The sequence below is a fragment of the Streptomyces sp. NPDC050422 genome (assembly GCF_044458665.1).
Taxonomy (GTDB): Bacteria; Actinomycetota; Actinomycetes; order Streptomycetales; family Streptomycetaceae; genus Streptomyces.
On sequence record NZ_JBITIE010000008.1, the window covers coordinates 134406 to 150599 of the forward strand.

Here is a 16194-nt window from a genome sequence, read left to right on the forward strand (position 1 = left end):
GGGTGACCGGTCGTGAACCCTCCGTATGCGACCTATCGGTCCAAGGTTTCAACTAACGAACAAAAGCCTGTGAGCCTCCGATTTCCTCTTCCAGATGTGAAAATCGTGTGATTGGCTGAGCGCGAACGTGCGGTGATCTGCGTATCTGAGCGCGACGCCGAGGTGGGGCTGTTAAGGGAGAGCACGGCAATGCGGTCGATCCGGCTACGGATTCTCGCGATTCTCGCGGTTTTGGTCATCGCAGGCGTCGGCGCCTGGCAGTTGCTTCCCTCGGATGAGGGGAAGAGTGATCCGGTCACGGTCGGCACGACCGACGAAGTGACCTCGCTCGACCCGGCGGGCGCGTACGACGCCGGTTCGTGGGCGATGTACAGCAACGTCTACCAGTCGCTCATGACGTTCAAGTCCGGGGCGATCGTCCCCGAGCCGGACGCCGCGGAGAGTTGCGGGTTCATCGGCGGGAAGCTGCAGACGTACCGGTGCAAGCTCCGTGACGACCTGACGTTCTCGGACGGCAAGGAGATCACCGCGGAGGACGTCAAGTACTCCTTCGACCGGATGATGGCGATCAAGACGGACGTCGGTCCGTCGGTCCTCTTCCCCAGCCTGAAGAACGTGGTGGCCGACGGCCTGACCATCACCTTCAACCTCTCCGCGCGTGACGCGACCTTCCCGCAGAAGCTCGCCACCGGAGCGGGTTCGATCGTCGAGCGGGACTCCTACGCCGAGCACAAGCTGCGTGGCGACGGTCACGTGACCGGTTCGGGGCCGTACGTGCTGAAGTCGTACGAGTCGGGGGTCTCCGCCGAACTCGTGCCGAACACGAAGTACAAGGGTGCGCTGACGAAATCCGGTGGCCCGGTCACGGTGCGCTACTTCAAGCAGTCGGAAGATCTGCTGGCGGCCTGGAAGTCGGGCCAGGTCGATGTCGCGCATCGCGAGCTCCCGCCGTCCACGCTCGCCGAGCTGGACCCCGGTGCCATCGACCAGCACGTGACGGAGGCCGACAGCGCCGAGATCCGCAACCTGGTCTTCAACGTCCGCAAGGACTCGCCGCTCGCCGACAAGAAGGTCCGCCAGGCCATCGCGGCGATCATCGACCGGGCGCCGGTGGTGACCGACGTCTACAAGGGCATCGTCGAACCGCTCTACTCGCTGATCCCGCAGGGCTACATCGGGCACAGCACCCCGTTCTTCGACGCGTACCCGGCGCCGGACCCCGAGCGCGCCAAGGAGCTGATGCAGGAGGCCGGCGTGAAGCTTCCGCTGGCGGTCACCTTCGCCTACCGGGAGGGCGACGAGGCCAAGAAGGAGACGGCCGTGATCGCTCGCCAGCTGGAGGCGGACGGGCTCTTCAAGGTCAAGGCGAAGGCCGTCGAGTGGACGAGGTTCCAGAAGGGTTACGCGGCGGGCGAGTACGACATGTACACCGTCGGCTGGCTCCCCGACTACCCGGACCCCGACACCTTCAGCCAGCCGCTCGTCGGCCGCGACAGCAGCCTCCACAACGGCTACACCAGCAAGAAGATGGACCAGCTGATCAGCTCCACGCTGCAGTACAGCGACCGCAGCCGCACCTCGGCCGACTTCAAGGAACTCCAGAAGCTGGTCGGCGAGGACGTGCCGCTCGTACCGCTGTGGCAGAAGAAGGACTACGTCGTCGCCAAGCCCGACGTCTCCGGATCGCAGTACCTCTCCGACGGCACCGGCATCTGGCGGCTGTGGGAACTGGGCTGGATCTGATCCGGCAGCACAGCACAGCACGACAGCGAGCGGCCGTCCCGGGATCCGATCCCGGGACGGCCGCTCGGCCGTTTCCGCGGTTACCTGGCCGGCACCCGCTTCGCCACTCCGGGCAGGAACTCCTCCAGCACCTCGTAGACCTGGCGCACCAGCGGCCGCAGGACCCGGAACCGGGACAGGGCGATGGCCCGCGCGACGATCGGGGCGATGCGCTCGACCAGCCGGCGGCTGCGTTCGGCGTCGTCCGTCCGGTCGTACACCCAGTACAGCACCAGACCCATCTGGTTCAGCCACATCAGCTGGGGCAGCAAATCGGCCAGTTCGGGGTCGATCTTGGTGTCGGAGCCCGCCAGACAGCGCTCGTGGATGGAGATCGCGGCCTCTCGCGCGGAGACCGAGTCGTGCGAGAACGGGCTCAGTGGACTCTCGGGGTCCGCGGCGTTCTTGAAGAACTGGGCGGCGAAGCGGTGGTACGGCTCCGCCACGTCCAGCCAGCCGAGCAGGACCCCGCGGATGCGTACCGCGAGGTCCTCGTCGCCGGCCAGGACCGGCTGGACCGCCGCCTCGTGCTCGGCGGCGATCCGGTCGTAGAAGCCCTGGACCAGGTGTTCCTTGGACGAGAAGTAGTAGTACGCGTTCCCTACGGAGACGCCGGCCTCCTGGGCGATGGCCCGCATCGTCGTCTTGTCGTAGCCGCGTTCCTGGAAGAGCCGGAGCGCGGTTTCGAGGATGAGTGTGCGGGTCTGCTCGCTCTTGGGAGCCTTGACTTCCTTCACGTCCTTCTCTTCCTTCACCACGGTCCCGAGGGTATCCGGACCGGCTACGTCGCCGGGCCGGGGCCCTGCACCCGACAGCCGCCGCTCTGGCCGCCTGCCCCGTCCGCGCGGCACGGCTCGGCCGTCAGCGAACGGTACTTGGCGGCGGCGAGGACGGTGGCGCGGGCGAACGGCCGGCCGGCCGGAGTGGTCAGCCAGTGGGCCTTCGGCCGGTACCCGTCCAGCGCCCAGAGGCAGACGATCCACGCGGAGGTTCCGCGGTAGATCTGCCCCCGGTCACCGATCACCGTGATCTCCTCGAGCGTCGCGGAGTGGTCGAGGCCGGGGAAGCGGCGGTGCGCCTCGGCGGAGTCCGCCGGCACGAGGTCGAGCGGGACCAGCTGACGCTGGTTCATCAACCACTGGCGCAGATGGACGCAGAGCGAGCACTGTGCGTCGTAGAGCACGGTGAGCCGTTCGACGGACGACCGCCCGCCACCCGTGCGGCGCGTCATGACCGGCCCTCACACTCTGGGGGCGGGGGCGGCCCACGGCCCCTGTCCGGGGCCGGTCCAGCCCTGCGGAGCGACGGGCGGGGTCTGCTCGCGCTCCATCAGCCCGCGGCGGCGGATCTTGTTGAGTACGTAGACGTTGCCCAGGTGCATCACCCCGAGGACGAGCAGGACGACGCCGACCTTGACCGACAGTGCCTCGAAGAGCCCCCGGGCGTCGGCGACACCGTCGGAGCTCTTCAGATAGAGCGTCACGAACCCCAGGTTGACCAGGTAGAAGCCCACCACCAGCAGGTGGTTGACCGCGTCGGCGAGCTTCTCGTTCCCGTGCAGCACATCGGCCAGGAAGACCCTGCCGTTGCGGCTCAGCGTGCGGGCGACCCAGATGGTGAGCGCCACGCTGATGAGCAGGTAGATGACGTACGCGACAACAGTGAGGTCCATGCCCCACCCTCCCTTGAACGCGTTCAAATGCTGTTGTCCTGGACTGTAGACCCCTCTTTGAACATGTTCAAGCCGTGGTTCCGGTGGTCCGCGTCACTGTGTCGACGGGCTCCGTGGCTGCCTTGAAACGCCGTACGCCCGGTACGGCCGCAGTGGCCAGGCAGGCGGCACCGACCAGCAATCCGGCCACGGCGAGCGGGACTTCGGCGCCCCACGCGGAGGCGGCAAGCGGGGCCAGCGCGTAACCCAGCGGCGTCGCTCCCAGCGAGAGCAGCCAGTCGTACGAGGTCACCCGGGCGAGCGCGTGGGGCGGCACGGCGGACTGGACGGCGGTCTCCCAGACCGGGTTGAGGAAGCCGAGTCCGGCCATGGCGATCCCGTACGCGACGACGGATACGCTCACGGGGGCGTGCCCGGCCAGCAGGCAGAGCGGGAGGGCGTAGAGGGCGCCGCCCAGGTTGGCGGTCAGGACCGGGCGGCGCGGCCGGGCCCGGCCGGCCACCAGTGAGCCGAGCAGCAGGCCGACGGCGCCGGTCTGGAGGAAGGCGAGCCAGGCGCCCTTGCCTCCCAGGTCGCTGAGGAAGAGGGCCGGGCCCACGGTCATGAGCACGGCTGCCGCGCCGTTCCAGACCGCATGGGCGATCAGGCTCGTCCAGTACCAGTCGCGGCCCCGGACCTCGCCCCAGCCCTCCTTGAGGTCACTGAGCAGTGAACGTTTCGGGATGGGGACGTGCCGCACCTCGATCGCGGCAAGGAGCGCGGCGCTCACCGCGAAGCTCGCTCCGTCCAGCACGAAGGCCCAGCCGGGCCCCGCCGTGAAGACCAGTGCTCCGGCAAGAGTGGGTCCGCCGATCCGGGCCGCGCTGCTGACCACCGCCATCAGCGAGTTGGCGCGCAGCAGTCCGGACTCGGCCACGGTGCCGCGGATCAGCGGTGAGACGGTCGGCATCGAGAAGGCGCCCGCGGCGCCGCCGAGCGCCTCGGCCACGGCGATCTGCCACAACGCCGGGGCGCCGGACAGCAGTTCCGCGCCGACGAAGAGCTGGGTGACGCACCGTACGAGATCGGTGGTCAGTGCGATCGTACGGGCGTTGAAACGGTCGCCGACCACGCCACCGAGGGGCAGTAGGAGCAGCTTGGGCACCATCGCGCAGGCAAGCACCAGGGCCAGGGCGCCCGTTGAGCCGGTGGCGAGGTAGACGGCGAGGGTGAGTGCGGCGGGAATCGCGGCGTCACCGAACAGGGAGAGGGCGCGTCCGACGAAGAGCAGGCGGAAGGACCGGGTGCGTAAGGGGTGAGGCATGGGCCGCAACCTATTTCGTCACCAAACTATTCGTCAACGAAATATAAGTTTCCGAAGTGAATCAGAGGCTCGGCGTAGGCTGTGGCCCATGCAGCAACGCGACTGGACCGACGCCCACGTGGAGCGGTGGAAGCCGGTGCTCCCCGAACTCGATCCCGATGTCGAGGGTGCGGTGACCCGGATGAACAGGCTCGCCGTCCATCTGCGCCGGGTGCGCGAACAGTCCCTCGTCGACTTCGCCCTGGACCGCCAGGAGTTCGACACCCTGCACAAGCTCGCAGGCCGCGGCGGCAAGGCCGCCCCCTCCGAGCTCGCCGCCGACCTCGACCTCGCGCCCGCCTCCGTCACCGGCCGGCTGGACGCCCTGGAGCGCCGGGGCTTCGTCCGCCGTACGCCCTCCGTCACCGACCGGCGCCGAGTCGACGTGGAGCTGACCGACGAGGGCCGCGCCACCTGGATCGGCGCGATGGAGTTCCTCGGTCACGAGGAGGAGCGCCTGGTGGGCGTCCTCGACAAGGACGAACGCGTGCTGCTCAACGACATGCTGCGACGCATCATGATCGTCGCCGAGGAGTAGGGGAGCAGGGAACACAGCAGGAGGCCCCGTCCCGCGCAGCAGTGCTGCGCGGGACGGGGCCTCCTGCTGTGCTCGGGGAGTCCCGGGGATCAGAAGCGACGCGTGATCAGCGCGCGCTTGACCTCCTGGATCGCCTTCGTGACCTCGATGCCACGCGGGCAGGCGTCCGTGCAGTTGAACGTGGTGCGGCAACGCCACACGCCGTCACGGTCGTTGAGGATCTCCAGGCGCTGCTCGCCGCCCTCGTCGCGCGAGTCGAAGATGAATCGGTGCGCGTTGACGATCGCCGCCGGGCCGAAGTACTGGCCGTCGTTCCAGAACACCGGGCACGAGGACGTGCACGCGGCGCACAGGATGCACTTGGTGGTGTCGTCGAAGCGCTCGCGGTCCTCGGGGGACTGCAGACGCTCGCGGGTCGGCTCGTTCCCCTTGGTGATGAGGAAGGGCATGACGTCGCGGTAGGCCTGGAAGAACGGGTCCATGTCGACCACGAGGTCCTTGAGGACCGTGAGGCCCTTGATGGCCTCGATCGTGATCGGCTTCTCCGGGCTCAGGTCCTTGATCAGCGTCTTGCAGGCGAGCCTGTTCTTGCCGTTGATCCGCATCGCGTCGGAACCGCAGATCCCGTGGGCGCACGAGCGGCGGAACGTCAGCGTGCCGTCGGTCTCCCACTTGATCTTGTGAAGGGCGTCGAGCACACGCTCCTTCGGGTCGATCTCGATCTGGAAGTCCTGCCACTGCGCCTCGTCCGAGACCTCCGGGTTGAACCGGCGGATCCGGAAGGTGGCCGTGATGTACGGCGAGTCGGCGAAACCGGCCTCGGGCTCGGGAGCCTTGTCTGCCTTTTCCAAGGTGGGGGTAGCCATCAGTACTTACGCTCCATCGGCTGGTAGCGGGTCACGACGACCGGCTTGTAGTCCAGCCGGATCGACTCGGTGCCGTCCTCGGCGACCTCGCGGTACGCCATGGTGTGGCGCATGAAGTTGACGTCGTCGCGGTTCGGGTAGTCCTCGCGGTAGTGACCGCCGCGGGACTCCTTGCGCGCCAGCGCCGAAGTCGCCATGACCTCGGCGAGGTCGAGCAGGTTGCCCAGCTCGATGGCCTCCAGCAGGTCCGTGTTGAACCGCTTGCCCTTGTCCTGGATGGACACGTTGAGGTAGCGCTCGCGCAGCTCCGCGATCTTGTCGACCGCGGTCTTGATCGTCTGCTCGGTGCGGAACACCATCACGTTGGCGTCCATGCACTCCTGCAGCTCCAGGCGGATCGCCGAGACGCGCTCGGTGCCCGTGGAGTTGCGCAGCCGCTCGACCTGGTCGATGACCTGCTGCGCCGGGTTCTCGGGAAGCTCGAGGAAGTCGTTCTTCGCGGAGTACTCGGCGGCGGCGATGCCCGACCGGCGTCCGAAGACGTTGATGTCGAGCAGCGAGTTGGTGCCCAGCCGGTTGGCGCCGTGCACGGAGACACACGCGACCTCGCCGGCGGCGTACAGGCCCGGGACGACGGTGGTGTTGTCGGCCAGCACCTCGCCCTCGACGTTGGTCGGGATGCCGCCCATGGCGTAGTGCGCGGTCGGCTGGATCGGGATCGGGTCCGTGTAGGGCTCGATGCCGAGGTACGTACGCGCGAACTCGGTGATGTCCGGGAGCTTGGCGTCCAGCTGCTCCGGCGGCAGGTGCGTCAGGTCCAGGTACACGTGGTCGCCGGCCGGACCGCAGCCGCGGCCCTCACGGATCTCCGTGTAGATGGAGCGGGACACGACGTCACGGGACGCGAGGTCCTTCATGACGGGCGCGTACTTCTCCATGAAGCGCTCGCCGTCCTTGTTGCGGAGGATGCCGCCCTCACCGCGGGCGCCCTCCGTCAGCAGGATGCCCATGCGCCAGATGCCGGTCGGATGGAACTGGAAGAACTCCATGTCCTCCAGCGGCAGACCCCGGCGGTAGCAGGCGGCCTGGCCGTCACCGGTCAGGGTGTGCGCGTTCGACGTCACCTTGAAGAACTTGCCGGTGCCGCCCGAGGCGTAGATGACCGACTTCGCCTGGAAGATGTGGATCTCGCCGGTGGCCAGCTCGTAGGCGACTACGCCGGCGGACTTCTTGACGCCGTCCTCCTCGACGACCAGCTGGTCCAGGACGTAGAACTCGTTGAAGAACTCCACGCCCTCCTTGACGCAGTTCTGGTACAGCGTCTGGAGGATCATGTGGCCGGTGCGGTCGCCCGAGTAGCAGGCGCGGCGGACCGGGGCCTCACCGTGGTTCCGGGAGTGACCGCCGAACCGGCGCTGGTCGATCTTGCCCTCGGGCGTGCGGCCGAACGGCAGGCCCATCTTCTCCAGGTCGAGAACGGCGTCGATGGCCTCCTTCGCCAGGATCTCGGCGGCGTCCTGGTCGACCAGGTAGTCGCCGCCCTTGATCGTGTCGAAGGTGTGCCACTCCCAGTTGTCCTCCTCCACGTTGGCGAGCGCGGCGGCCATGCCGCCCTGCGCCGCGCCCGTGTGGGAGCGGGTGGGATAGAGCTTGGTCAGCACGGCGGTGCGGCTGCGCTTGGTCGACTCGATGGCCGCGCGCATTCCGGCGCCGCCGGCGCCGACGATGACGGTGTCGTACTTGTGGATCTGCATGGTTTACCTCTGGTCCTTCGGGCCCGGCGCCTAGCGGATGTTCGGGTCGAAGGTGAAGATCACCAGCGTGCCCAGCAGGACGGTGAACACCGTGGCGGTGTACAGCAGCATCTTCAGCCAGAAGCGGGTGTTGTCCCGTTCGGCGTAGTCGTTGATGACCGTACGGAGACCGTTGGCGCCGTGCAGCATGGCGAGCCACAGCATCGCCAGGTCCCAGACCTGCCAGAACGGCGAGGCCCAGCGGCCCGCCACGAAGGCGAAGCCGATCTTGGAGACGCCGCCGTCCAGCACCAGCTGGATCAGCAGGTGACCCAGGACCAGGACGACCAGCACGATGCCCGACAGGCGCATGAAGAGCCAGGCGTACATCTCGAAGTTGGTGCGCGAGCCCTTGGGCGTCTTGCCGGTCCGCTGGCGCGGCGGCTCGATCACGGGCGCGGGGTTGTCGACGTCGTAGAGGGCGGAGCCCTCGACGTCGCCGATCGCGGAAGTCTCGGTGGACATTGGCCTCAGCTCCCGAATACTTCGCGTACGGCGTGGCCGAGGACGGGGTACAGGGCCCCGACCATCAGCACGATCCAGATACCCAGCACGGCCCAGAGCATCTGCTTCTGAACGCGCGGGCCCTTGGCCCAGAAGTCCACGGCGACGATGCGCAGACCGTTCAGCGCGTGGAAGAGAATCGCGGCCACCAGGCCGTATTCGAGGAGCGCGACGATCGGCGTCTTGTACGTGGACACGACGTCGTCGTATGCCTCGGGGGAGACGCGGACGAGTGCGGTGTCCAGGACATGTACGAACAGGAAGAAGAAAATGAGGACACCGGTGACTCGATGAGCCACCCAGGACCACATGCCTTCCCGGCCGCGGTACAGCGTTCCAGCCGGCACGGAAGAACCCTCCGGGAGCGGGGATTGGGGTCGGCCGGCTTGACTGTCGGTCTGACCCGGCCGGGTACGGTCCACCGGCCCCGGCCATCGTAGCGACGGTTTGTCGGTTCGATCGCGCGGGGGCCTCTGGTGTGATCAAAGTGGCAATGAATCAGGCACGTACGGGCTAGGTCGCGCCGCCAAACTGCCGCCTGCCGTGCGGCGACCGGCACGCACGCTCGCGGCGTTGCCGAAATGCCCCAGTAGCTCCGCTACGAGACCATTTCGGCGCCTTGCCATCGCACGCACCAGTCGCCGCACGGCCGCCCTCCGGGCGACGACGGCAGCTCGGCGGCGCGACCTGACGGGCGCCTACGGGCCCGTTTGCCCGCTTGTGGCAGGGAATCCGCACGCAGGAGCCCGCCGCCAAGCCGTTACTGACTCGATACCAGCTCGATGATGCGGCCCCGGGCGAGTCGCCGCATCTCGTCGGCCGTCACCACCCGTTCCTGTTCGGGATCGTGCGCCAGCCGGGCCCGGATGCCGGCCAGGACCTGGTCGGGGTGCTCGGCGGGCCCGAAGCCGTCCAGGCAGATGACGAAGACATGGCCGAACCTGCACTCGTACGCGGCGTGCGCGGCGGCCAGTGCGAGGTGGGCGGAGTGCGGCGCGTCCGGGTGCAGCCCCGGGGAGACCTCGGCGGCCAGCGCCTCGGCGCGGTCGGCGGGGGAGAGGTCGTAGCCCGCCTCGTCGGCGGCGGCCAGCAGCGCGTCCACGTCCGGGTAGGGGCGGTGGTCGGCCAGCCGCTTGGCCCAGCGGCGGCTGCCGTAACACTCCAGCAGGGCGGCCTCGGCCTCGGTGGCCGGTGCGGCGTTGAACCGCGGCAGGTCGAAGGGGCCGGAAACGGCACGGCCGGGTACGGATCCGCAGCTCTGTACGGGCACGGCGGTCCGCCGTGCGGACGGGGGCGGCTGCGCGGGGAGGCCGGCGTGGGACTCGCTGGACCTGGACAGCGTGGGCTCCTGGAATCAACGGCATCTGTGAACCTGGAGTGGGGAGGGACGGGAGAGACCAGGTGGATGCAGGGTGAAGGGAGAGACGAATGTGCCTCAAAGCTAGCGACGCCGGGCAACGGCCGTCCGACGGATGCGCGAATTTCACCCGGACGGGAGAGTTTCACGATGCTTGAGGGACACATGGGCGAGGAGAATGCCCGGCTACTCCCCGCATCTGGGCTTTTGTCTTGCATTTCTGCTCTTTTTCCCCCTGAACCGGAGGTTTCTGACTGATGGTACCCTCACGCGGCGCCCTCATGGCCGTCACGGCGGTGGCTGCGGCGACCGTCACCGTCGCCGGCTGCGACAGCTCCGGAACCGAACACCGCAACGGCTCCGAGACGTCCCGTTCGTCGGCGGCACCGTCGGCGTCCCCCAAGCCCTCCCCGACCCGGAGCTACCCGCTCTCGAAGACGCCCCGCACCATTCCCTCCGTACGGGACCACACCCCCGCCCGCGGCCCCGGCTGGAAGCCGGGCAGCGGCAGCGGCGTGGTGATCGGCAAGGGCGACAAGGTCCTCACCGACGAGGGGCGGCTGCTCGCCGGTGAGCTCAGGATCCGCTACCGGGGCGAGGTCCCGGCCCGCGCGGGTGACGTGGAGCTGGCCCTGAGCCCGAAGGACGCCGGCGGCCCCGAGTCGTACACCCTGCGGACCCACGACGGACGCGTCACGATCAGTGGTCCGGGAGAGGCGGGCATCTTCTACGGGACCCGCACCCTCAAGCAGTCCGTACGCGCCGACGGCACCATGCCCGAGGGCGAGGTGCGCGACCGCCCCGGCCGCCCGCAGCGCGGTCTCAACCTCGACATCGCACGCAAGCACTACAGCGCCGGCTGGATCGAGGACCGGCTGCGCGAGATGGCCGACCTCAAGCTCAACCAGCTCGGCCTGCACTTCTCCGACGACCAGGCCTTCCGCATCGAGTCCGACACCCACCCCGAGATCGTGTCGCCCGACCACCTGACCAAGGCCGAGGTGCGGCGCATCGTCGCCCTGGCCGGCCGGCTGCACATCGAGGTCGTCCCCGAGATCGACTCCCCGGGCCACCTCGGGGCCGTCCTGCTCGCCCACCCCGAACTCCAGCTGCGCAACGTCTCGGGCGTGCCCTCGAAGGGGTCGCTCGACATCTCGAAGCCGGGCGCGGCGAAGCTCATCGACGAGCTCCTCGGCGAGTACACCGAACTGTTCGGGGGCGCCTACTGGCATCTGGGCGCCGACGAGTACCAGGCACTCACGGTGAGCAATCCCGCCGCCTCGTACCCGCAGCTGCAGCGCGCGGCTGTGAAGAAGTACGGGGCGCAGGCCGGCATCGAGGACCTCGCCACCGGCTGGCTCAACGACCGGGCAGCGGTGGTCCGGCCGCACGGCATGAAGCCCAAGGCGTGGAACGACGGGCTCTTCCGCGACAGCACCGTCCGGGCCGACAAGGACATCGAGATCGAGTACTGGACGGGCAAGGAGTACGGCGCCCGCCCGCCGGAGCAGTACCTGCGCGAGGGGTTCAAGATGCTGAACCTCAACGACGAGTTCCTCTACTACGTGCTCGGCCAGCCCAACGCGTTCGTCTACCCCACCGGCAAGCGCATCTACGAGCAGTGGACCCCTCTCGTGCTGCGCGGCACGAGCCCCGTCCCGGCGAAGTACTCGGACCAGATCCTCGGCGGACGTTTCGCCGTCTGGGGCGACTTCCCGAACGCCCAGACCGCGGCACAGGTGGCCCAGGGCATCCGGATGCCGCTGCGGGCGACGTCGCAGAAGCTGTGGGACCCGGACAAACCGCAGCTGACCTGGGACGGGTTCAAGGCGCTGGCCAAGGAGATCGACCAGGGCTGAGGGTGTGGACGCGTGGACAGCGCGGCGAGCGGGGGCTACGTTCCGCTTGCCGCGCGGTCCGGGGAGGGACGCGCGCTCCATGCGTAGGCGTCCGAATCCTGGGGGGTTCCACTTTCATGCTCTGTTCACTCTGCGGTACGAGACCTGCCGCCACCGCCGACGGGCGGTGCACGGTGTGCGCCGCCTTCCGCCGTTCACGGGCGGGCGGGCTGATGCCGACGGCGACGGGACCGCAGACCACGCGTTCCCTTCGGTCACCGGTCGGGCTCGGCAAGGCGGTGTGTGTGCTGCTCGGCTCGGTGGCCGTGGCGGACGTGCTGGCGATCGGCGCCGGTATCCACTCGCGTCAGGTGTTCGGTGACGGGATGGCCGATGACTTCCTGACGTACGACGAAGCGGGCGCGGACCGTGCCGACATGCTGTTCCAGGCCTCCGGATCGTTGCAGGTGCTGACCTTCCTGGCCACCGTCGTCGTCTTCCTCGTCTGGTTCCGCCGGGTGCGGCAGAACGCGGAGGTGTTCGACGCGTACGCCCACTCGATGCGGCCCGGCTGGGCGATAGGCGCCTGGTTCGTACCCGTCGGCGCTCTCTGGCTGCCCCACCGCGTCGCGAGCGGCATCTGGACCGCGAGTTCCCCGGGCGGCAGCAACCGGCCTCCGACCCCGCGCGGACTGCTGCACGCCTGGTGGGCGGCGTTGCTCTGCTCGGAAGTCTTCTCCCGGTACGCCGAGCAGGTCTACTCGGACGCCGAGGACCGGGACGAGATCCTGAGCGGCTTCGACCAGGTCATGGCCTCCGACGCGCTCGACATCGCCGCCGCCGTGCTCGCGATCCTGTTCGTGCGCCGACTGACCGCGATGCAGGGCGAGCGGGCGGAGGAGCGCGCCACTCCCGTCGCCCCGCCGTTCGCGGCGGAGCAGACCGGCTGACACCGGTCACGTCGACCGTCATCGGCAGGCCCCGGCGGCGGTAATCGGACGGCCGGAGTGACGATTTTCGGCCATTCGGCGCTGAACGCGATAAGACGACGCGCTGTGTCCCCGTGCGTCCGATCCGGGTACGGGGAGGCCGACGGGAGACGCCGATGAGCCTGCTCGAACTGATCGCCGCCGCTGACGCCCGCGGGCTCGCCGCAAGCGGGGCCGCCTGCCTGGACCGCTGCCTGCCGCAGTCCGCCGCCGGGGCCGATCCGGATCCGCTGCGACCGCTCTGGGCCGGCTGCGCCGACCCGCGGGACTGGCCGGACCGGCTGGCCGAGGCACGCGCGGCGCTGGACGCCCTGCCCGATCCGCCGGAGAGCGTCCAGCGCATCCGGACACTGCTCGGCGAGGCGCCGGCGGACCGGTCGGGCGAGGCACTGCGCACCTGGGCGGACGCCTGCTCGGTGCTGGCCCTCGACATCCACCGCGGCCGCGACGCCGCCCGCGCCGATGCCACGGAGCTGGTGGGCCGCTGCCGGGCCGGCGATCCGGCCGGGGCGGGGCCGCTGCTTTCCGGGGAGGCCGCCCGGCAGGCCCGGATCCTGGAGATGCTCGCGGAGATCGGGGACGGCGCGCCCACGGGAGCCGGGCTGCGCCAGGTGATGGACGTCTCGACCGAGGGCCAACGGGTCCTGCGCGCCGCGGCCTCGCGACGGGCCCGGGTGCGCGGCTGACGGGGCATCGGCAGGGGCGTTCCCCCCGGGCCGCCGGGCCGCCGGGCCGCCGGGCCGCCGGGCCTGTCGGGCCCGTCGGGTTCCCCCGCGTGCCTGCCGCGCGGCCGGCCGGCAATCCGTCAGATGATCATCTGACGGCGGTCGGGTCCGTGCCCGGCACGCGTCCCGGATCGGGAACCGGGCGGATCAGCCGCCGTGCTCGCTTGCAGGATCCCTTCGACCCCGTGGAGGAGGGTCTCGGAGACCAGGGCCGGGTCGAAGAGGCAGCCGGCCGCCATGGCGCCGTCCCGGAGCATGACGAGATGCCGGCCGGCGGCGTCGGCGGGCGTGCATCCGGCCTGTGCCAGCAGGTCGGTGACGGTGTCGAGGAACCACTGCCGGTGGGCCAGGACGGCCTGGTGGATCGGGTGGGACGCGTCGGGGTATTCGGCCACTGCGTTCAGGAAGGCGCATCCGCGGAATCCGGGGGACCGGATGCCCTCGGTGATGGACCGGCTGACGGCCCGCACCCGGTCGGCCGCCGAACCGTCGCTTGCCCCGGCGGTCGCGACCTGAGCCCGGATTCCCCGGTCGGCCTGGTCGAGATAGGCGAGGACGAGTTCTTCCTTGCCCGCGAAGTGCCGGTACAGCGTGGCACGCGTGACCTGCGCCTCCGCGATGATCCGGTCGACGCCGACGGAGTGGATGCCCTCCGCGTAGAAGATCTTGGTCGCTGTGCTGAGCAGCCGCGCTCGCGCCTCAGACATGCTGCCGCCTTCTGTGCTCCGGACTCATGAAGCTCACCCTACCAAGCGGATGAGGGAGAACGTTCGGTCTTGACAGGGGTGGGCCGGGCCCGTTGTATAGCCACGAGACAGAACGTTCTCTCTCCCGGAATCCAGGCCGAGATCGAGACCGGAGATCGAGACCGGAGATCCAGGCCGGGAGCGAGACCGGAGACCGAGACCGGGCCGAGGGAGCGGACGTGAGCAGCCCATAACTCAGCCGTCCCGCATCACTTCCTCCCCGTCACCGAAAGGCACACCCATGGACACTCTCGTCAATCCCACCCCCACGAGCACCCCCGTGGCCCTGCGGAAGCTGTACTTCCTGCGCTTTGGATTCGCTGTCGCGTGGGCCGCCCTGCTGTTCGCGAGTGCCGGCACGCTCGGCCCGCTGAGTGCGACTCTGCTGGTGATCTATCCGGTGTTCGACGTGGCGTGCGCCGTCGTCGACATCAGGTCCACCCGGGCGAACGGCGGCCCGGTCCGCGGTCTGTACGTGAACGTCGCGCTCAGCACCCTCACCGCTGTCGGCCTGGCCGCCGCCGCTGCGTCCGGTATCCCGGCCGTCCTGCGCGTCTGGGGCGTCTGGGCCGTCACTGCGGGCATCGTCCAACTCGTCGTCGGCGCCGTTCGGCGCCGGCTGGGCGGCCAGTGGGCAATGATCGCCAGCGGTTCCCTCTCGACCCTCGCCGGCGCATCCTTCTTCGCGCAGGCGGGCAAGGACGGCGCTTCTCTGGGCAACCTTGCCGGTTATGCCGTGCTCGGCGGCATCTTCTTCCTCGCCTCCGCCCTGCGCCTTCCCCGCGCCCCCGCTGCCTCCCGGTAGCGCTGCCGGGAGGCGGCGTCGGCCATGTGCGCTCACGCGGCCGCGAGTTGGCCGGCGATCAGCTGCCGCAGCCGAAACGGCCCGCCAGGTCGACTGACGGGCCGCCATGAAGGTTCGAGATCAGTGACCGGGGCCACTCAGGTACGGGCGAAGGATGCTCCTCGCGTCCGGGGAGACCCGGTCGAGGTCGAGGGTGTCCGCAGCAATGGCGAGCGTTTCCTCTTCCATCTCCGGGAAGGACGCCACCAGTAGTCGCTCGTCAGCGAAGAGCGGGTCGATCACCTGGAACGCGGCTGCGGACCGAATCGACGCATCATGGCTCGTCAACAAGATCTCGACGAAACGAAAACACCTCGTGAGCACGTCATCGTCCGCACCGCCCGTCCGCGCGGAACGCAGCAGCGGAACGAGGAACCCGTCGGTGAAGACGTCCTTGAGGAAGTCGTACAGGTCTGCGCCCGCCGCGGCGTCCGCCTGTTCCTTGACCTCCGGGACCACATGGCCGAGCAGGGCGGGAATGGCTGCCCGAGACGTTACTTCCATTGGTTTCCCTCTCGTTCAGTGCGCTGCGTCTGCCGATCAGTCGGACAACGTGGTCACTCCATCAGGCCCAGTACCTGGAGAGAAGTCGCTGGGGAAGCCCCTGTGCATGCCGGGCACGTCGATGGTGGGCCTTTGCCACCGAGCAGTCCAGGGGCAACCGGTTCCGTGCTGTCACCCGCCGTACGAACTCAGCCACCCCCACGCGCATCTCACTGGCTGACAAAGACGTCTTTGTTCCCCACCCGAACCCACCGCAGCCCCCAGCTGTCATCTCCGGGAGCCTCATTCGGACGCCCGGCGAGGGACCCCTTGCGGTTCCTCTCCCAACCAAGCGACTGCGCACCCGTAAACGTCACTGCGACGACCGGCATCAGCCGGACGGGTACCTGTGGTTACCCGGTGGGGAAGTGGGTGAGGTGGTCGGTGATCAGTTCTCGCAGCCGGTCCGAGTCCTGCGGTGCGGCCAGACTGCGGCGGCGCCCCGCCCCGATCCGAGCCGGATCACCTGAACGCCCGGACGCGTTGGCCACGCGGTGGCCACGCGACCCGTCCGTGACCGACGTTTTCGCAGGTCAGAGGGGCTAAATGGAACGACGACCGGGGCCGCCACCCCCCACAGGAGAGGCCCCGGTCGTCTTCCGCGGGGTCGCAGGACGACCCCGTACTCATTTCAGCGCCGCGACTGCGTTTTCTG

17 protein-coding genes are annotated in these 16194 nt (G+C 69.1%); 6 read left to right on the forward strand and 11 right to left on the reverse strand.

The window, feature by feature from the left end:
- The first annotated feature begins 189 nt into the window (after positions 1-189).
- Positions 190-1743, forward strand: a complete 1554-nt coding sequence (locus ACIBJG_RS14155) for an ABC transporter substrate-binding protein (protein WP_399307961.1) — start codon at positions 190-192, stop codon at positions 1741-1743.
- A gap of 80 nt (positions 1744-1823) precedes the next feature.
- Here the strand turns inward: ACIBJG_RS14155 and ACIBJG_RS14160 are convergent, their stop codons facing one another.
- The 4 genes from ACIBJG_RS14160 to ACIBJG_RS14175 form a co-directional block, all read right to left on the reverse strand.
- The gene (locus ACIBJG_RS14160; RefSeq protein WP_399307755.1) at positions 1824-2540 is read right to left on the reverse strand and encodes a TetR/AcrR family transcriptional regulator; all 717 of its coding nucleotides are present in this window, start codon (positions 2538-2540) and stop codon (positions 1824-1826) included.
- A 23-nt stretch (positions 2541-2563) separates the two neighbouring features.
- A complete protein-coding gene (locus tag ACIBJG_RS14165) occupies positions 2564-3013 on the reverse strand; it encodes a thiol-disulfide oxidoreductase DCC family protein (protein ID WP_399307756.1) in 450 nt (149 codons plus the stop codon).
- Positions 3014-3022: 9 nt separating this feature from the next.
- Positions 3023-3454, reverse strand: a complete 432-nt coding sequence (locus tag ACIBJG_RS14170) for a hypothetical protein (protein ID WP_399307757.1) — start codon at positions 3452-3454, stop codon at positions 3023-3025.
- Positions 3455-3521: 67 nt separating this feature from the next.
- Positions 3522-4757 (reverse strand): MFS transporter, encoded by a 1236-nt coding sequence (locus ACIBJG_RS14175; RefSeq protein WP_399307758.1) that lies wholly within the window; start codon positions 4755-4757, stop codon positions 3522-3524.
- A gap of 88 nt (positions 4758-4845) precedes the next feature.
- On the opposite strand from ACIBJG_RS14175, the gene ACIBJG_RS14180 reads away from it, so the two are divergent.
- Positions 4846-5334, forward strand: a complete 489-nt coding sequence (locus tag ACIBJG_RS14180) for a MarR family winged helix-turn-helix transcriptional regulator (protein WP_399307759.1) — start codon at positions 4846-4848, stop codon at positions 5332-5334.
- A gap of 89 nt (positions 5335-5423) precedes the next feature.
- On the opposite strand, the gene ACIBJG_RS14185 is transcribed toward ACIBJG_RS14180, so the two are convergent.
- From ACIBJG_RS14185 to ACIBJG_RS14205, 5 genes are all read right to left on the reverse strand, one after another.
- The gene (locus ACIBJG_RS14185; protein ID WP_148020328.1) at positions 5424-6200 is read right to left on the reverse strand and encodes a succinate dehydrogenase iron-sulfur subunit; all 777 of its coding nucleotides are present in this window, start codon (positions 6198-6200) and stop codon (positions 5424-5426) included.
- A complete protein-coding gene (gene sdhA / locus ACIBJG_RS14190; RefSeq protein WP_399307760.1) occupies positions 6200-7954 on the reverse strand; it encodes a succinate dehydrogenase flavoprotein subunit in 1755 nt (584 codons plus the stop codon). The genes ACIBJG_RS14185 and sdhA overlap by 1 nt, the downstream gene beginning before the upstream one ends.
- A 30-nt stretch (positions 7955-7984) precedes the next feature.
- A complete protein-coding gene (locus ACIBJG_RS14195) occupies positions 7985-8458 on the reverse strand; it encodes a succinate dehydrogenase hydrophobic membrane anchor subunit (protein WP_399307761.1) in 474 nt (157 codons plus the stop codon).
- A gap of 5 nt (positions 8459-8463) precedes the next feature.
- A complete protein-coding gene (gene sdhC / locus ACIBJG_RS14200; protein WP_026249405.1) occupies positions 8464-8844 on the reverse strand; it encodes a succinate dehydrogenase, cytochrome b556 subunit in 381 nt (126 codons plus the stop codon).
- 413 nt (positions 8845-9257) lie between these two features.
- Positions 9258-9767, reverse strand: coding sequence for a 2-oxo-4-hydroxy-4-carboxy-5-ureidoimidazoline decarboxylase (locus tag ACIBJG_RS14205; RefSeq protein ID WP_399307762.1), 510 nt, complete (start codon positions 9765-9767; stop codon positions 9258-9260).
- Between the two features lie 344 nt (positions 9768-10111).
- Between ACIBJG_RS14205 and ACIBJG_RS14210 the strand changes: the two genes are divergently transcribed.
- The 3 genes from ACIBJG_RS14210 to ACIBJG_RS14220 all read left to right on the forward strand — a co-directional run bounded on the left by ACIBJG_RS14210 (position 10112) and on the right by ACIBJG_RS14220 (position 13367).
- Positions 10112-11713 carry a glycoside hydrolase family 20 protein gene (locus tag ACIBJG_RS14210; protein ID WP_399307763.1) on the forward strand — a complete coding sequence of 534 codons (1602 nt, stop codon included), beginning with the start codon at positions 10112-10114 and terminating at the stop codon, positions 11711-11713.
- A 212-nt stretch (positions 11714-11925) separates the two neighbouring features.
- Positions 11926-12642, forward strand: coding sequence for a DUF4328 domain-containing protein (locus ACIBJG_RS14215; protein WP_399307764.1), 717 nt, complete (start codon positions 11926-11928; stop codon positions 12640-12642).
- Positions 12643-12797: 155 nt separating this feature from the next.
- On the forward strand, positions 12798-13367 hold the full coding sequence (locus tag ACIBJG_RS14220; RefSeq protein ID WP_399307765.1) for a hypothetical protein: 570 nt from the start codon (positions 12798-12800) through the stop codon (positions 13365-13367).
- Positions 13368-13486: 119 nt separating this feature from the next.
- Here ACIBJG_RS14220 and ACIBJG_RS14225 read toward each other — a convergent pair whose 3' ends face one another.
- A complete protein-coding gene (locus tag ACIBJG_RS14225; protein WP_399307766.1) occupies positions 13487-14113 on the reverse strand; it encodes a TetR/AcrR family transcriptional regulator in 627 nt (208 codons plus the stop codon).
- A gap of 280 nt (positions 14114-14393) precedes the next feature.
- Between ACIBJG_RS14225 and ACIBJG_RS14230 the strand changes: the two genes are divergently transcribed.
- The gene (locus tag ACIBJG_RS14230; protein ID WP_399307767.1) at positions 14394-14957 is read left to right on the forward strand and encodes a hypothetical protein; all 564 of its coding nucleotides are present in this window, start codon (positions 14394-14396) and stop codon (positions 14955-14957) included.
- 120 nt (positions 14958-15077) lie between these two features.
- Here ACIBJG_RS14230 and ACIBJG_RS14235 read toward each other — a convergent pair whose 3' ends face one another.
- Positions 15078-15500: a hypothetical protein gene (locus ACIBJG_RS14235; RefSeq protein WP_399307768.1), complete on the reverse strand. Its 423-nt coding sequence runs from the start codon at positions 15498-15500 to the stop codon at positions 15078-15080.
- Between the last annotated feature and the right edge of the window lie 694 nt (positions 15501-16194).

What these genes read in the sequence shown, in the direction of transcription:
- ACIBJG_RS14215 (WP_399307764.1), top strand. Translation starts at nt 11,926, where the DNA reads ATGCCGACGGCGACGGGACCGCAGACCACGCGTTCCCTTCGGTCACCG.
- ACIBJG_RS14235 (WP_399307768.1), bottom strand. Translation starts at nt 15,500, where the DNA reads ATGGAAGTAACGTCTCGGGCAGCCATTCCCGCCCTGCTCGGCCATGTG.
- ACIBJG_RS14220 (WP_399307765.1), top strand. Translation starts at nt 12,798, where the DNA reads ATGAGCCTGCTCGAACTGATCGCCGCCGCTGACGCCCGCGGGCTCGCC.
- ACIBJG_RS14170 (WP_399307757.1), bottom strand. Translation starts at nt 3,454, where the DNA reads ATGGACCTCACTGTTGTCGCGTACGTCATCTACCTGCTCATCAGCGTG.
- ACIBJG_RS14155 (WP_399307961.1), top strand. Translation starts at nt 190, where the DNA reads ATGCGGTCGATCCGGCTACGGATTCTCGCGATTCTCGCGGTTTTGGTC.
- ACIBJG_RS14225 (WP_399307766.1), bottom strand. Translation starts at nt 14,113, where the DNA reads ATGTCTGAGGCGCGAGCGCGGCTGCTCAGCACAGCGACCAAGATCTTC.
- sdhA (WP_399307760.1), bottom strand. Translation starts at nt 7,954, where the DNA reads ATGCAGATCCACAAGTACGACACCGTCATCGTCGGCGCCGGCGGCGCC.
- ACIBJG_RS14185 (WP_148020328.1), bottom strand. Translation starts at nt 6,200, where the DNA reads ATGGCTACCCCCACCTTGGAAAAGGCAGACAAGGCTCCCGAGCCCGAG.
- ACIBJG_RS14230 (WP_399307767.1), top strand. Translation starts at nt 14,394, where the DNA reads ATGGACACTCTCGTCAATCCCACCCCCACGAGCACCCCCGTGGCCCTG.
- ACIBJG_RS14195 (WP_399307761.1), bottom strand. Translation starts at nt 8,458, where the DNA reads ATGTCCACCGAGACTTCCGCGATCGGCGACGTCGAGGGCTCCGCCCTC.
- ACIBJG_RS14210 (WP_399307763.1), top strand. Translation starts at nt 10,112, where the DNA reads ATGGTACCCTCACGCGGCGCCCTCATGGCCGTCACGGCGGTGGCTGCG.
- ACIBJG_RS14180 (WP_399307759.1), top strand. Translation starts at nt 4,846, where the DNA reads ATGCAGCAACGCGACTGGACCGACGCCCACGTGGAGCGGTGGAAGCCG.
- ACIBJG_RS14175 (WP_399307758.1), bottom strand. Translation starts at nt 4,757, where the DNA reads ATGCCTCACCCCTTACGCACCCGGTCCTTCCGCCTGCTCTTCGTCGGA.
- ACIBJG_RS14165 (WP_399307756.1), bottom strand. Translation starts at nt 3,013, where the DNA reads ATGACGCGCCGCACGGGTGGCGGGCGGTCGTCCGTCGAACGGCTCACC.